11 protein-coding genes are annotated in these 14337 nt (G+C 72.7%); 3 read left to right on the top strand and 8 right to left on the bottom strand.

What is annotated here, in order from left to right:
• Positions 1-78 precede the first annotated feature (78 nt).
• On the top strand, positions 79-714 hold the full coding sequence (locus BJ969_RS27625) for a response regulator (RefSeq protein ID WP_184483847.1): 636 nt from the start codon (positions 79-81) through the stop codon (positions 712-714).
• Positions 715-1111: 397 nt separating this feature from the next.
• On the opposite strand, the gene BJ969_RS27630 is transcribed toward BJ969_RS27625, so the two are convergent.
• The 7 genes from BJ969_RS27630 to BJ969_RS27660 all read right to left on the bottom strand — a co-directional run bounded on the left by BJ969_RS27630 (position 1112) and on the right by BJ969_RS27660 (position 11676).
• Positions 1112-2251, bottom strand: coding sequence for a GAF domain-containing sensor histidine kinase (locus tag BJ969_RS27630; RefSeq protein WP_184483849.1), 1140 nt, complete (start codon positions 2249-2251; stop codon positions 1112-1114).
• A 261-nt stretch (positions 2252-2512) separates the two neighbouring features.
• Positions 2513-5776, bottom strand: a complete 3264-nt coding sequence (cydD, locus tag BJ969_RS27635; RefSeq protein WP_343071627.1) for a thiol reductant ABC exporter subunit CydD — start codon at positions 5774-5776, stop codon at positions 2513-2515.
• Positions 5773-6780: a cytochrome d ubiquinol oxidase subunit II gene (gene cydB / locus BJ969_RS27640; RefSeq protein WP_184483851.1), complete on the bottom strand. Its 1008-nt coding sequence runs from the start codon at positions 6778-6780 to the stop codon at positions 5773-5775. The genes cydD and cydB overlap by 4 nt, the downstream gene beginning before the upstream one ends.
• A gap of 227 nt (positions 6781-7007) precedes the next feature.
• On the bottom strand, positions 7008-8510 hold the full coding sequence (locus tag BJ969_RS27645) for a cytochrome ubiquinol oxidase subunit I (protein ID WP_184483853.1): 1503 nt from the start codon (positions 8508-8510) through the stop codon (positions 7008-7010).
• 395 nt (positions 8511-8905) lie between these two features.
• Positions 8906-9571, bottom strand: coding sequence for an IclR family transcriptional regulator (locus tag BJ969_RS27650; protein ID WP_221316946.1), 666 nt, complete (start codon positions 9569-9571; stop codon positions 8906-8908).
• Between the two features lie 36 nt (positions 9572-9607).
• Positions 9608-10813: a fumarylacetoacetate hydrolase family protein gene (locus BJ969_RS27655; RefSeq protein WP_184483857.1), complete on the bottom strand. Its 1206-nt coding sequence runs from the start codon at positions 10811-10813 to the stop codon at positions 9608-9610.
• Complete coding sequence (locus BJ969_RS27660; protein WP_343071628.1) at positions 10810-11676, bottom strand: hypothetical protein; 867 nt, start codon at positions 11674-11676, stop codon at positions 10810-10812. Before BJ969_RS27660 ends, BJ969_RS27655 begins: the two co-directional genes overlap by 4 nt.
• 450 nt (positions 11677-12126) lie before the next feature.
• Between BJ969_RS27660 and BJ969_RS27665 the strand changes: the two genes are divergently transcribed.
• Positions 12127-12906: a DUF2470 domain-containing protein gene (locus BJ969_RS27665; RefSeq protein ID WP_343071629.1), complete on the top strand. Its 780-nt coding sequence runs from the start codon at positions 12127-12129 to the stop codon at positions 12904-12906.
• Here the strand turns inward: BJ969_RS27665 and BJ969_RS27670 are convergent, their stop codons facing one another.
• A complete protein-coding gene (locus tag BJ969_RS27670) occupies positions 12907-13284 on the bottom strand; it encodes a hypothetical protein (protein ID WP_184483861.1) in 378 nt (125 codons plus the stop codon).
• A gap of 158 nt (positions 13285-13442) precedes the next feature.
• Here BJ969_RS27670 and BJ969_RS27675 point away from each other — a divergent pair, with 158 nt between their 5' ends.
• The gene (locus BJ969_RS27675) at positions 13443-14252 is read left to right on the top strand and encodes a CPBP family glutamic-type intramembrane protease (RefSeq protein WP_184483863.1); all 810 of its coding nucleotides are present in this window, start codon (positions 13443-13445) and stop codon (positions 14250-14252) included.
• Positions 14253-14337: the final 85 nt, after the last annotated feature.

Genomic DNA, 14337 nt, shown 5'->3' on the forward strand with positions numbered 1-14337 from the left:
CGCGAACGAGACCCGTTCGCGCCCGGCTCAGGGCACCCTTACCTGCACGTCCGGTGGAGTCGGTCGTAGCGTGAGGACGTGCCGGTACGCGTGCTGCTCGTCGATGATCACGAAGTGGTTCGCCGCGGCTTGCGGGACCTGTTGAGCACCGAGCCGGACCTGGACGTCGTCGCCGAGGCCGGCGGAGTCGGCGAGGCGGTGGTCCGGGCGCAAGCCGCGGAACCCGACGTGGCCGTGGTCGACATGCGGCTTCCCGACGGCGACGGCCTCGACCTGTGCCGCAGGCTGCGGGCGTTGCCGGTGCCGCCGCAGTGCCTGGTGCTCACCGCGTTCGACGACGAGCAGGCGCTGATCGGGGCGATCAACGCGGGCGCCGCCGGCTACCTGCTCAAACAGGTGCGCGGACGCGACCTGGTCAACGCGGTGCGCGAAGTCGCGGCCGGGCGCTCGCTGCTGGACCCGGTGACCACCGCGCGAGTGCTGGAGCGGATGCGCCGCGGCGCCGACCGCCCCGCCGACGAACTGGACGCGCTCACCGACCAGGAGCGCAAAGTGCTGGACCTGATCGGCGAAGGCCTGACGAACCGCCAGATCGCGGAACGCCTCTTCCTGGCGGAGAAGACCGTGAAGAACTACGTCACCGCAGTGCTCGCCAAACTAGGCATGGAACGCCGCACCCAAGCAGCAGCCTGGGTGGCCCGTCGGCAGGGGTGACGGTGTTCCTGGGCTCGTTTTGCTCGGGTGTCCGGGTAGCGGAACCTCAGGTGTCTTCTTGACGTGGGCTATGTGCTTCGCACATACAGGCACGGCCTACGGCCGCAAGGCAGACTTCGCTCCGCTCGCCCAAGGCACGGCTTCGCCGCGAGGCACGGCCTTCGGCCGCAAGGCGGGTTGTTCGCTGATCTTTTGATCTTCGTCTTGTCAGCGGCGGAGCCGCTGAGCAGCGACCGGCTTGAGCAAGTCGACCACCGGCGGGTTCTCAGCGGCTTCCTCGCGAGGACAGCGATTTCGCCGTGTAGGGAGCTACATCAGAAATCGATCCCGCAGCGAGGAAGCCGCTGAGGTTCCGCCACCCGACCCGCTAAGCAGGCCGTTCGCAGAAGGGACCCAATCAAAGCGGGACTTCCCAGGTGATTGTGGTGCCGCTGTCCGGGGAGGAGTGGATGACGCAGCTGCCGCCCGCTGCCGCGGCGCGCTCCTCCAGGTGGCGGAGGCCGCGCTTGGTGACGTCGCGGGGGATGCCGCAGCCGTCGTCGACGACCTGCAGCCGCATGGAGCGGGCCGAGCGGCGGATCCGGACCAGCACCGAACGCGCCCCGGAGTGGCGGACCACGTTCGACAGCGCTTCGCGCATCGCGGCGCGGGCGTGGTCGGCGAGCGCGACCGGGACCTCAGTGAGGTCGCCCTCGATCTCCAGCTTCGGCGGCCTGCCGAGCAGTTCCCCCGCGATCTGCACTTCGGAACGCATCGAATCCGCCAGGTCCGGGGCGTGCGCGGGCGTGTCCGGGTCGGCGGACCGCAAGGTCCGCACGGTGGCGCGGACCTCGGCGATGGTCTGGTCGAGCTGGTCCATCGTGTCGGTGAGCCGCGCCGAGTCCTCGGCGGCGAGCCGTCCGGTGAGCTTGCGGTCGAGCACTTCGAGCTGCATCCCCGCCGCGTAGAGCCGCTGCACGATCACGTCGTGCAGGTCGCGGGCGATGCGTTCCCGCTCCTGGTAGACGGCGATGCGCTCGCGGGCGGTGGAGCCCTCGGCGAGCACCAGCGCGAGCCCGGCCTGCGCGGCGAAGCCGGTGAGCACTTCGACGGCGACGCGGGTGAACGTGGGGGCGCCGCGCCGCCGGTACACGGCCAGCGCCCCGAGCCTGCGTTCCCGCGTGCCGAACGGGGCGACCGCGAACGGCCCGTAGATCCGCAGCGAGGACGGCACGTAGGGCGCGGTGAGCGGGTCGTCGATGAGGTCGTCGACCACGATCGGCACGCCGCTGCGGGAGACGCGGGCGGCGGCGGAACGCGCGGAGAGCACGGCGCCGACGGGGTCGCCCGCGGTTTCGGGCTGGGCGGGGTAGGCGGCTTCGACGGTGAGCCTGCCGTCGTCGGCGCGCACCATGACGAGGCCGAGGTCGGCTTCGGCGAGCGCGGCGGCGCGGCGCACCACCATCGGCAGCACCACGTCGGGATCGTCGGCGGACAGCGCCGCCTTGGTGATCTCGGTGGAAGCGGCCAGCATGCGCCGGGCGAGTGCGGAATCCATGGCGTGCACGAGGCTAGCCCTCCGTCCAGGGACTGTCTTGAGCGTGGCTCGGGTGTCCGTCTTGGGTAGCGGGTCATTCAGCGGAACCTCAGTCGTCTTCTCGCTGCGGGGTCTTTTTCCCAAGTGGCTCCGCCACGAGGGGAAAAAGCCGTCCTCGCGAGAAGACGACTGAGAACCCGCCGGTGGTCGTCCTGCTTTGGTGGTCACTGCTCAGCGGCTTCGCCGCTGACAGGACGATGACCGGCAACGGCGGGCGAAGCACTACCCGGGGTGCGGGGTGGCGGTGACCACTCCCCCGTCGCGCACGTGCAGGACGAGGTCGGCGGTTTCGGTCTCGGCGGGCCGGTGCGTCACGTGCAGGACGGTGCGTTCGGTCTCCGCGCGCAGCCGGTGCAGCAGTGCGGTCGAGGTCTCGACGTCGAGGTGCGCGGTGGGTTCGTCGAGCAGCAGCGGGCCGGGGGCGAGCAGCGCTCGGGCCAGGGCGAGGCGTTGCGCCTCCCCGCCGGACAGGGCGGTGCCGCCGGCGCCGACGAACTCGCCTAGCCGCTCACCCCAGCCGGGCAGCCCGGCCAGCCGCAGCGCGTCGGCGAGCTCCCGGTCGTCGGCGCGCGGCGCGGACATCCGCAGGTTCTCCCGGACGGTGGTGGACACCAGGTTCGGTTCCTGCGGGCACCAGGCGGCCTGGCTCGGCAGCCGCGCCGTGCCGCGTTCGGCGGGCAGGAAGCCCAGCAGCAGCGCCAGCAACGTGGACTTGCCGCTGCCGGAGGGGCCGACGAGGGCGACGTGGGTGCCGGGCGGGACGGCGAGGGTGACGCCGCGCAGCGCGGGTTCGGCGGCGCCGGGCCAGCGCACGTCGACGTCGCGCAGGTCGATGCTCCCGTCCGGCGATGGCTCCGGGGTCTCGGTGCCGGTCCCGCCCGCCGCGAGCAGCGGGGCGAGCCGGTCCTGCGCGGCGCGCAGGTTCCGCCACTGCTGCGCGGCGGGCGGCAGGGCCGCGGCGGCTTCGGCGGCGGCGAGCGGGACGAGCGCGAGCAGCGGCGCGAGTTCCGGAGCGAGCCGTCCGGCCGCGACCGCCCCGGCGGCGAGCCAGGCCCCGCCGAGCACGGCGACGCCGATGGCGAGCGCGCTCACCGCGGTGGCGGCTCCGGTGGCGAACGCGGCGCGGCGGGCGCGGGCCGCGAGCCGGGCGTCGGCTTCAGCGAGCTCGGCGCGGCGGGAGGCGTGCGCGCCGAACGCGAGCAGCTCGGCGGAGCCGTCGAGCAGCGCCAGCACCCGGTCCGCGACGTGGCGCCGCCCGGCGGCGACGGCGGTGCTGGCGCGGCGCTCGGCGAACAGCGCCGCAGCGGCGCCGCCGATGCCCGCGACCAGCAACGAGACGGCCAGCAGCGCTCCCGCCGCGGGCAGCACGAGGGTCTGCAGCACCACGGCGGCGAGCGCGACGAGCACGGCGGCCAGCGGCGGCAGGATCACCCGCGGCACCAGGTCGCGGACCGCGTCGACGTCGTCGACGAGCCGCGCGATCCCGTCGCCGCGGCGCAGCCCCGCGGTGCGGGCGGGCCCGATCCGCACCAGCGCGTCCCACAGCCGTTCCCGCAGCGATCCGGCGAAGCGGAACGCGGCGTCGTGCGTGACGAGGCGTTCGACGTAGCGCAGCGCGGCGCGCGACAGCGCGAACAGGCGCACCCCCACGACGGCGACCGTGAGCACGAGGATCGGCGGCTGCTGCGAGGCGCGGGCGATCAGCCACGCCGAGGTCGCGGTCAGCGCGAGCCCGGACAGCAGCGACAGCGCCGCGAGCACCACGCCGAGCAGGGTGCGCGGGGTGATCAGCTCGCGGAGGGTGCCGCGTGCCGGGGGCAGGCCGGGCACGGCGCCCGGCGATCCGTCGGCGGCGGGCTCCGGTTCGGGTCCGGCGGCGTCGATGTCGGGGCGGTGGCTGGCGAGGACCACGGTGGCGCCGCGCTCGGCGGCCCGCTCGATCGCTTTGTCGACTTGGCGCGCTGTCGCCGTGTCGAGGTGCGCGGTCGGCTCGTCGAGCAGCAGCACCCGCGCGGTGCCGCGCAACCGCAGCAGGGCGCGGGCCACGGCGACGCGCTGGCGCTCCCCGGTGGACAGCCCGTCGACCGCGCGGTCGCGCAGGTGCGCGGCGGCGGCCTCGGCGAGCACGTCGGGGATGGCGGCGGCGGTGCCGTCGGGCTGGTCGGTGACGGCGAGTTCGAGTTCGTCGGCGACGGTGCCGCCGGTGAACACCGGCCGCTGCGGCACCCACGCGAGGTGCCCGCGCCAGGCGGCCGGGTCGAGCTCGCGCAGGTCGGTGCCCGCGTACTCGACGGTGCCGCGCTCGGGCCGGGTGAAGCCGAGCAGCACGCCGAAGGTGGTGGACTTGCCGCTGCCGCTGGGACCGATGCCGTCGAACCCGTCGAGCCGCAGCACTTCACCGGGCCGGGCGGTGAAGCCGATCCCGTCCGGCGCGTGCCCGCCGCGCCGCGCCACGGCTAGGTCGCGCACGCGCAGCTCCCCGGCGGCGGCGAGCGGCCCGGCTCCAGTGGAGCCGGCGTCCACATCGGACTCATCGGTGGAGATCACCTCGTCCGCGCGGCGCACCGCTTCCACGCCGTCCTCGCTGGCGTGGTGGGCGGCCCCGGCCGCGCGCAGCGGCAGGTAGCACTCGGGGGCGAGCACCAGCACCATCAGCCCGGTCGCCAGGTCCAGCTCGCCGGACACCAGCCGCAGCCCGATACCGACGGCGACCAACGCCACCGACAACGAGGAGAACAGCTCCAGCACCAGCGCGGACAGGAACGCGATGCGCAGCGTCGCCACGGTGCTGCGCCGGTGCCGCTCGCTGACCTGGCGCACCACGGCCCGCTGCGCGCCCGCCCGGCGGAACGCGGTGAGCACCGGCAGCGCGCGCACCAGTTCGTGCAGCTGCGCCGACAACCGCTGCGTCGAGTCGGTGGCGCGGGCGGTGCGCTGCTCGGTGTAGCGGCCGACGAGCCACGCGAACAGCGGGATCAGCGGCACCGTGATCAGGATCGTCACCGCCGAGACCCCGTCGGAGAGCAGGATCCACGCGCCCACCAGCAACGGGACGACGGCGGCCGTGACCAGCGCGGGCAGGTACTTCGTGAAGAACGCGTCGAGCGAGTCGAGGCCCTTCGTGGCCAGCGCGGTGAGCTCGACCGGCCCGCGTTCCTGGATCCACTCCGGTCCGCGCCGCAGCGCCGAGTCGAGCAGCTTCGCCCGCAGTTCCTCCTTCGCGCCGGCGGCGGCCCGCGCGGAGACGAACTCGGTGGCCCAGCCGAGCGCGGCGCGGGCGACGATCGCCCCGGCCAGCACCGCGAGCCGCCCGGTGATCGCGTCCGGGTCGACGCCGTCGGTGACGACCTCGGCGAGCGCGCTCGCCAGCGCCCACGCCTGCACGATCAGCGCGGCGGCGTTGCCCGCGGCCAGCGCGCCGGCGGCCAGCAGCGCCAGCCGGGCCGACCGCGACAGCCGGGGCAGCGCGCCCAGCGGCCCGCTCACGGCGCGTGCACCGGCGGGATGTGCTGGGTGCCGATGCGCTTGCGGAACACCCAGTACGTCCAGCCCTGGTAGACCAGCACGGCCGGGGTGCCGAACGCGGCGACCCAGGTGATCACGGTGAGGGTGTACGGGCTGGAGGCGGTGTCGGCGACCGACAGCGACCACGCCGGGTCCAAGGTGGACGGGATGACGTTGGGCCACAGCGCGCCGAACAGCGTCACCACCACGCCCGCGAGCGCGATGCCCTGCAGCGCGAACGCCTGGCCTTCCCGCCACGAGATCATCCGGGCGAGCCCGGCGACCGCGGCGGCCAGCGCGACGCCCAGCGGCACCCACGTCCACGGGTCGCCCTGGGGCAGCTGCGCCAGCAGCAGCAGGCCGATCACCGGCAGCAGCAGCGGCGCTCCGAAGCGCAGCGCGAACTTCCGGGCCCGCTCCCGCACCTCACCGGCGGTCTTCAAGGACAGGAACACCGCGCCGTGCAGGAACGAGAAGCCCCACACCGCGAGCGCGCCCAGCACGTTCGGCAAGGTCAGCAGCACCAGCGGGCCGCCGACGCGGTCCCCGTTGGCGTCCAGCGGCAGGCCGAACACGCTCGCCGACAGCACCAGCCCGATCATCATCGGCGCGATCCAGGACGCGGTGACGATCACGACGTCCCAGGTGCGCCGCCACCGCGCCGTGTCGACCTTGCCGCGGTACTCGAACGCGACGCCGCGCCCGATGAGCATCAGCAGCAGGAGCAGCAGCGGCAGGTAGGTCGTGCTCAACAACGCGGCGTACCAGCCGGGGAAGGCGGCGAACGTGGCGCCGATCGCGACGATCAGCCAGACCTCGTTGCCGTCCCACACCGGCCCGATCGTGTTGATCAGCACCCGGCGCTCGCGCTCGTCGCGCCCCAGCACCGGCAGCAGCATGCCGACGCCGAAGTCGAAGCCCTCCAAGAACAGGTACCCCAACCACAACAAGGCGATCAAGGCGAACCAGAAGGTGGGCAGGTCCATCACGGTCTCCAGAAGGTGGCTGAGTTGCTCAGTGGGTCGGGTCGCGGAACCTCAGCGTTCTTCTCGCTGCGGGATCTTTTTCCCGAGTGGCTCCGCCACGAGGGAAAAAGCTGTCCTCGCGAGAAGAACGCTGAGAACCCGCCGGTGGTCGAGTTGCCGAGGTGGTCGCTGCTCAGCGGCTCCGCCGCTGACAAGACACGGCTGACAGCCAAACCGCCCTCCTCGGCTCAGTAAGCGAACGAAAGCGTGTCGTCGTCGGACTTTTCGTCGTCTGGTGGTTCGTGGGGCATCGTCGCTGCTACGCCGCCCTTGACGAAGCGCACGATCAGGAAGATCTCGACGCAGGCCAGCACGCCGTACACGGCGGTGAGGGCGATCAGCGAGGTGAGCATCTCGCCCGGTGTCACCCCGGAGGACACCGCCGAGGCCGTGTACATCCACACGCCGTCCACTCCGGACGGGTTCGGGTTGGGCGCGACGACGAACGGCTGGCGGCCGAGTTCGGTGAAGATCCAGCCGAACGCGTTGCCGAGGAACGGGGTCGCGATGCTCGCCACCGCCAGAGGCGCCCACCAGCGCCCCTTCGGGAACCGGCCCTTGCGGGTGAACCACAGGACCGCGACGGCGCCGAGCGCGGCCATCCCGCCGAAGCCGATCATGAACCGGAAGCCCCAGTAGGTCGCGGGCAGGTTCGGCACGTAGTCGATGGGCTGCCCGGCGAACGCGCCGAGCCGCGCATCGTCCGGGTAGTGCGTGCCGTAGGCGGCCTGGTACTCGGGCACCAGCGCCTGCACGCCCTTGACCTCGCTGGTGAAGTCGCCGTTGGCCAGGTACGACAGGATGTACGGCACGGTGAAGCTCTTGACGTCCTCGCAGTTCTGCCTGCCGACGTCGCCGTAGGCGAAGATCGAGAAGCTGGCGGGTTGCTCGGTGTGGCAGAGCGCTTCGGCGGAGGCCATCTTCATCGGCTGCTGCTCGAACATCAGCTTGCCCTGCACGTCACCGGACAGCGCCAGGCCCGCGAAGGCGATCACGCCGACCCACGCGCCGAGCCGCATCGAGCCGTGCCACAGCTTGCGGTCCTCGTCGTCGTGGCCGGAGTTCCGGTGGTGCTCGGCGATCTTGTAGGCGGCGATGCCGATGAGGAACGACCCGGCCACGGCGAAGCAGCCGAAGATGGTGTGCGGGAACGCGGCGAGCACGGTGTTGTTCGTCATCACCGCCCAGATGGAGTTCATCCGCGGCCTGCCGTCGACCACCTCGATGCCCACCGGGTGCTGCATCCACGAGTTCGCGGCGAGGATGAAGTACGCGGAGGCGACCGTGGCCAGCGAGAACGCCCACGCGCAGGCCAGGTGCACGCCCTTCGACAGCCGGTCCCAGCCGAAGATCCACAGGCCGAGGAAGGTGGATTCGACGAAGAACGCGACGATCCCCTCCATCGCCAGCGGGGCGCCGAACACGTCGCCGACGAAGCGGGAGTACTCGCTCCACGCCATGCCGAACTGGAACTCCTGCACGATGCCGGTGACCACGCCCATCGCGAAGTTGATCATCATCAACTTGCCCCAGAAGCGGGTCATCTTCAGGTAGCGCTCGTTCCCGGTGCGCCACCACGCCGTCTGCATCCCCGCGACCAGCAGGGAGAGTCCGATGGTCAGCGGAACCATCAGGAAGTGGTAGACGGTCGTGATCCCGAACTGCCACCGGGCGATGTCGAGGAGTTCCACGGGGCCAGTCTGCCGGTGCGCGCCGCGCCCGGCTCAGGGGCCGCCGTCCCTCCTGGAGGGGCCCTAGGTCCTGTCCGGACCAGGACTTACGTCCTTCCGCGCCACCGAGGGCTGCGATCTTTCTACCAACCCCGCGCCGAGATCGGAACCCTCCGCGCCGGAGTTCCTCCCCGTCGGCACCCCATCACGAACGGACCTGTCCACACCCCCGCTCACCTCACCCACCCTGTGGACAACTCCCGCAATTTCGCGAGAGATCGAACCCCTCTGCCTCGCAACATCAGCACGGCAACCCCCGACGAGCTGCAAAGACACTCGTCCCGACGGCGCTCCGGCCGACCGAAATTGCGGGAGGTTGAACGGGGTTCGGCGAAGGAGGGGAGGCGGTCCGGGCGTCAGCGGAGGGCTTCGGCGACGGCTCGGGCGGTGTCGGAGACCAGGGGGCCGACCTCGTCGCCGACGAGGGGTTCGAGGGACACCACGCCGACGCTCGCGCGCAGTCCCGGCACGCCCTGGACCGGCGCGGCGACCCCGTAGGCACCGGTGTGCAGCTCGCCGCTGCTGACCACCCAGCGCGGCCCGTTCGGCGGCAGGTCCACGGCGCGTCCCGCCGCGCCGCGCTGCACCGGGTGACGGGTGCCGACCCGGTAGGACACGTGGTAGCTCGTCCACGACGGCTCCACCACGGCGATGGCCTGCGCCTCACCGCCGTCGGCGACGGTGAGGTGCACGGTGGCGCCCACGTGCTCGGCGAGTCCGCGCAGCGCGGGCAGCGACGCGAACCGCAGCTGCGGCAGCACCCGCCCCGCCACCCACAGCACGCCGAGCCCGAGCCGCACCCGGGACCCTTCGCGCCGCACCAGCCCGCGCGCCTGCAACGGCCCGAGCAGCCGGTACACGGCCGCGCGGCTCACCCCCACGGTCGCGGCGAGGTCGCTGATGGTGGGCGCGGCACCGTCGGCTTCGGCGACGGCCTGCAGCAGGTTCAGCCCGCGCTCCAGGGTCAGCGAGGTCTCCTTGGGCGGCGCGGAGTCGTCCCGCCCGCGCGGGCGGTGCGGCAACGGGGACCGAGCGGGGTCGGTGGGTCGGGTCACCGGTCACCTCCAGGTCGCGGACAGCACCGTGCCCGTCACCTCGCTGAGGCCGATCACCGAACCGTCCGGTCCGGGCGCGGTTCCACCGAGTGTGACCCGATCTCCGTCCTGGAGGAAGGTGCGCTGCTCGCCGTCGTCCAGTGTGATCGGTTCGGAGCCGCCCCAGGTCAGCTCCAGCAGGCAGCCGCGCTGGTCCCGCGCGGGCCCGGACACGGTGCCGGAGGCGAACAGGTCCCCGGCCCGCACGGTCGCCCCGTTCACGGTGAGGTGCGCGAGCTGCTGCGCCGGGGACCACGCCATGTCGGCGAACCGGGGCCGGGACAGCACGATGTCGTTGCACCGCACTTCGAGCCGCAGGTCCAGCCCCCACGGGTCGGTCTCGGTGAGGTAGTCGTGCAGCGCGTGCTCCCGTTCGGGCAGCGCGATCCGGGCGTGTTCGAAGGCCTCCAGCGGCGTGATCCACCCGGCGACGGACGTCGCGAAGGACTTCGACAGCAACGGCCCGAGCGGCTGCGACTCCCAGGCCTGCAGGTCCCGCGCGGACCAGTCGTTGACCAGCGCCACGCCGAAGCAGTGCTCCGCGAAGTCCTCCGTCGGCACCCGCGCGGTGGTCTCGCCGCCGCAGATGAAGCCGACCTCCGCTTCGAAGTCGAGCCTGCGGGTGGGTCCGAACGCCGGGTTCCGGTCGCCGGTGGTGCGCCGCTGCCCGCTGGGCCGCGGCACGTCGGTGCCGGAGACGCGCACGGTGCCCGCCCGGCCGTGGTAGCCGATGGGCAGGTGCGTCCAGTTGTCGGGGAGTTCGGCGGCGCCCCGGCGCAGGATGCGGCCGACGTTCTCGGCGTGGTGGCGCGAGGAGTAGAAGTCCACGTAGTCGCCGACGGTGAACGGCAGCACCAGCGTGTGCCAGTCGGTGCGCACCAGTTCCGCACCGGCCGGCGCCGACCCGGCGATGACGATCCCGGTGAGCCGCTCCCGCAGTTCCCGCCACCGCTCCCGCCCGGCGGCCAGCAGTGGATCGAGCGAGTTCGCGCTGACCAGCTCGGCCAGCCGAGGCCCCAGCACGTCCGCGATCCCGCGCAGCGGCAAGGCGTGCTTGCCGACGCGCACGGAGATCACCGGACCTTGCGAGGTCACCAGCACTCCGTAGGGCAGCGTCTGCGGCCCGAACGGCTTGTCGGCGGCGAACTCGGGGTCCTCGATCCAGGTCACAACAGCCCCAGCCCTTCCAGGTCCGTCACCGGACCGGTCAGCGTGCAGGAACCGTAGGAGGCGAACACGTCGCGCACCGCGGTCGCGGCGGCGTCGGACAGCGAGTTCGCCTCGGCCGCGAGGACTTCCCCGTCGTCGCTCGACAGCGCGTCGCGCACGTCGCCGCCGGACAGGCAGCGCGCCGTGGCCACCAGGAGGTTGAGGAAGCCGTGCTGCATGAACCCGGTCTCCGGGTCGGCGCCGCGGATCGCGGCCTGCATGCCCGCGGTGGTCTTGAACGGCACGCTCAGGGTGCTGACGGTGGCGAGGAAGTCGGCGACGACGTCGACGGGCGGCACCGACTCGGAGGTGGGGCCGCCGGTGCGGAGCTTCGGCCAGCAGCCGTGCTCGGCGACGCGCTTGATCCCCTCCAGCCAGCCTTCGGGGCTGCGGCGCGGTTCGACGACGCGGACGACGTCCTCGGGCACGAACTCGGAGACCCGTTCCAGCCACACGTCGTCGACGTCGGAGGGCGCGGGCATCTCGACCATGCGCAGCGCCAGGAGTTCCTGGCGGCCTTCGATGATGGACAGCGCCTTGGGCACGCCGCCGAGGCCGGTGTCGCACACGAGCGACAGCGGCACCGGTTCGGCCGGCTTGGCCTTGGCGAGCTCGGTGATGAGCTCGGCGAGCCGGGACGCCTGGCACAGCATCGGGCCCAGCACCCCCGAGTACTCGCCCGCTCGGGCGGCTAGGTGGTCGTCGACCGCCTGGGCGACTTGCGCGCTCCCCGGTGGGAACAGCGCGGCGTCGTCGACCAGTCGGGCGAACAGGGGCGGGATGCCGCGCGGACCCGGCGCGCGAAGCTCAACAGCGCTTGACACGGCAGACACGCTAATGCCGCGCCGTTCAGTGAACAAAGGTGGCCGATATACGGACGTTCGGCGGTCTCCGGCGGCCCTCGTTCGGGGGATCATCACCGCAGGTGGCGGGCGTTCGCGGTGCCGTTGCCCCGGCCGGGTGGCGGCCTTCGGCCGGAGCGGGCCGTTCCGGTGAACGGATTGATCTTAACCGCCACGCCCCGCCGGGCGATCGGAACGACTTTCCTCCCGATCGTCGCGCAGGCCCGCCCGATCGTCCCACCGCGCCGGGAGGCCGTGATCGGACCGCCGCCCGCGATCACCGGGTCGATCTCGGCGCGGCCCGGAACCCGTCCCACGGCGTGGAATTCACCCTTCGGGACGCGCCGCGGAAATCCGATCAACTGGTAATACGGGTAGCGGCTTTCCCCTGCGGACCTGCTGGGTTAGGCTTACCTAAGTTGGAGGTGAGCGGTGCGCGAGAGGACGACACGTCGCCCGGCCAAGCCGACCCCGGCGGAGCGGGCCAGGACGATAGCTCGACGAGGTGGCAGGGCCGCGTTGATGCCTTCCGGGGAGAGTTCCGCCCGGATCGCTCCGCTGCTGCACCACGTGCATCCCGACGGCACCGCGACGGTGCTGCTCGGCGATGATCACCCGCTGGTCGCGACCGCGTGGCAGGCGCCGCGCACCGAGATCGCCGTGGTGCTGGAGGTCGCCGACCCCACCCCGGTGCGGCTGCGCGAACCGGTGCGCGGGCTGCTGTGGCTGACCGGCCGGATCCGGGTGCTCACGGGCTCGGACGCCCGCGAGGACGTGCTGGCGGTCGCCGAACAGCGCCCGGACAGCCGGTTGCTGGACGCGGGCCACGGGGCGTCGGTGCTGAAGCTGGAGCCCGCGTCGCTGGTGCTGGCGGACGCGGAGGGCACCTGCTCGGTGCCTGCCGCGGAGTTCACCGCCGCCCAACCGGACCCGTTCTGCCTGTTCGAGGACGACTGGCTGCGGCACTTGGAGAGCGCGCACCGGGACGTGGTGGGCATGCTCGCCCGGCACCTGCCGGACGACCTGCGCGGCGGGCACATCCGGCCGCTGGGCCTGGACCGGTTCGGGTTGCGGCTGCGGGTGGAGTCGGCCGACGGCGATCACGACGTGCGGCTGGCGTTCTCGGCGCCGGTGGACAACGCCGAGTCGCTGGGCCTGGAGCTGCGCCGCCTGGTCGGCTGCCCCTTCTTGGCGGGTCAGCGCTCGGCCTGATCAGTCCTCGGAGTGCACGGCGCGCACCGGGGCGATGCGGCCCCGGTGGTAGCGCAGCGGTGCCGTGCCGGGTCCGAGCAGCAGCGCTTCGTCGACCTCGCCGCCGCGGGTGACCGTCCAGAGGAACGCGTGCGCCGCGCGCCACGCCCGCTCCGGGCCGTCGGTTCCGGTGAAGCGCACCAGCAGCGGGTACCGCCCGAGCCCGCCGGGTTCGTCGTGGTCCTCGCACAGCTCCACCAGGACCGCGGCGCGCACTCCGACGAGCCCGGTGGAGCCGATGGGGCCGTCGAGCACCGCGAACGGGTGCTGGAGCTGGAGCGAGGCCAGCACCAGGTCGATGCGGGGTTCGCCGCGCAGGAACACCCGAAATCCGTCCATGCCGCTCCTCCCGGCCGCGTGCGTTCGCGCCGGGCTTGGATGTCGGCGCGGCGCGGATCGTTCCTCGGATCCCGTCCCCGGTTTTGCCGGATTTCCACCGCACGGCGCGGGATGCCGTTTCCGCTGGACGCCGCGCCCCCACCGGTACGGTTCACCGGGTGAGCACTGTGCGCGAGTGGCTGTTCCCGTCCCGCCCGGAGCAACCGGCCCGGCTGACCGATCCGGCGCAGCGGCGGGCGATCGGCATCGAGCTGCTCCTGGTGTTCGCGGTGACGCTCGGCATGTCGGGCCTGCAGAGCCTGCTGTCGCTGCTGGACGCGCTGACCCAGGCCCAGTCGCTGGCGGAGCAGTCGGTGGCGATCAACGCCCCGCAGGCCGAGTCGGGGCTGCTGGACCTGCTGCGGCAGCTCGCGAGCGCGCTGCGGTTGTTCGCGTGGGGCGGGCTGGGGATCTTCCTGCTGTGGCGCGGCGGTGTGGCGCTGCACCGGATCGGCATGGACCGCTCGCGGCCGTGGCGCGACGCCGCGGGCGGCGCGGGGCTGGCGGCGCTGATCGGCGTTCCCGGCCTGGGCCTGTACCTGACGGCGCACGCGCTGGGCCTGAGCCTCACCGTGCAGCCGTCCACTTTGGACGACGCGTGGTGGCGGGCGCCGGTGCTGGTGCTCTCGGCGTTCGGCAACTCGTTCGCCGAGGAGGCCCTGGTGGTCGCCTACCTGCTGACGCGGTTGCGCCAGCTGGGCTGGTCGGAGAATCGCTCGTTGTGGGTGTCGGCGGTGCTGCGCGGCAGCTACCACCTGTACCAGGGCTTCGGCGGTTTCGTGGGCAACGTGGTGATGGGCCTGGTCTTCGGCCGGGTGTGGCAGCGCGCGAACCGGTTGTGGCCGCTTGTGATCGGGCACGCGCTGATCGACGTGGTGGCGTTCGTGGGTTACGCGGCGCTGCGCGGGCACGTCGGCTGGCTGCCCTGATCCTCGCACGATCCGAGTCACCACCCGGACGCAACGAACCGCTGATCGACTCCCGTTCTCGCGCAACGATCGATGTTTTTGTCGG

Origin of the sequence: Saccharopolyspora gloriosae (genome assembly GCF_014203325.1) — a bacterium.
GTDB lineage: Bacteria > Actinomycetota > Actinomycetes > Mycobacteriales > Pseudonocardiaceae > Saccharopolyspora_C > Saccharopolyspora_C gloriosae.

Bases quoted from the DNA above. Each gene is read 5' to 3' on its own strand.
- BJ969_RS27630 (WP_184483849.1), bottom strand. From the start codon at position 2,251: ATGGATTCCGCACTCGCCCGGCGCATGCTGGCCGCTTCCACCGAGATC.
- cydB (WP_184483851.1), bottom strand. From the start codon at position 6,780: ATGGACCTGCCCACCTTCTGGTTCGCCTTGATCGCCTTGTTGTGGTTG.
- BJ969_RS27670 (WP_184483861.1), bottom strand. From the start codon at position 13,284: ATGGACGGATTTCGGGTGTTCCTGCGCGGCGAACCCCGCATCGACCTG.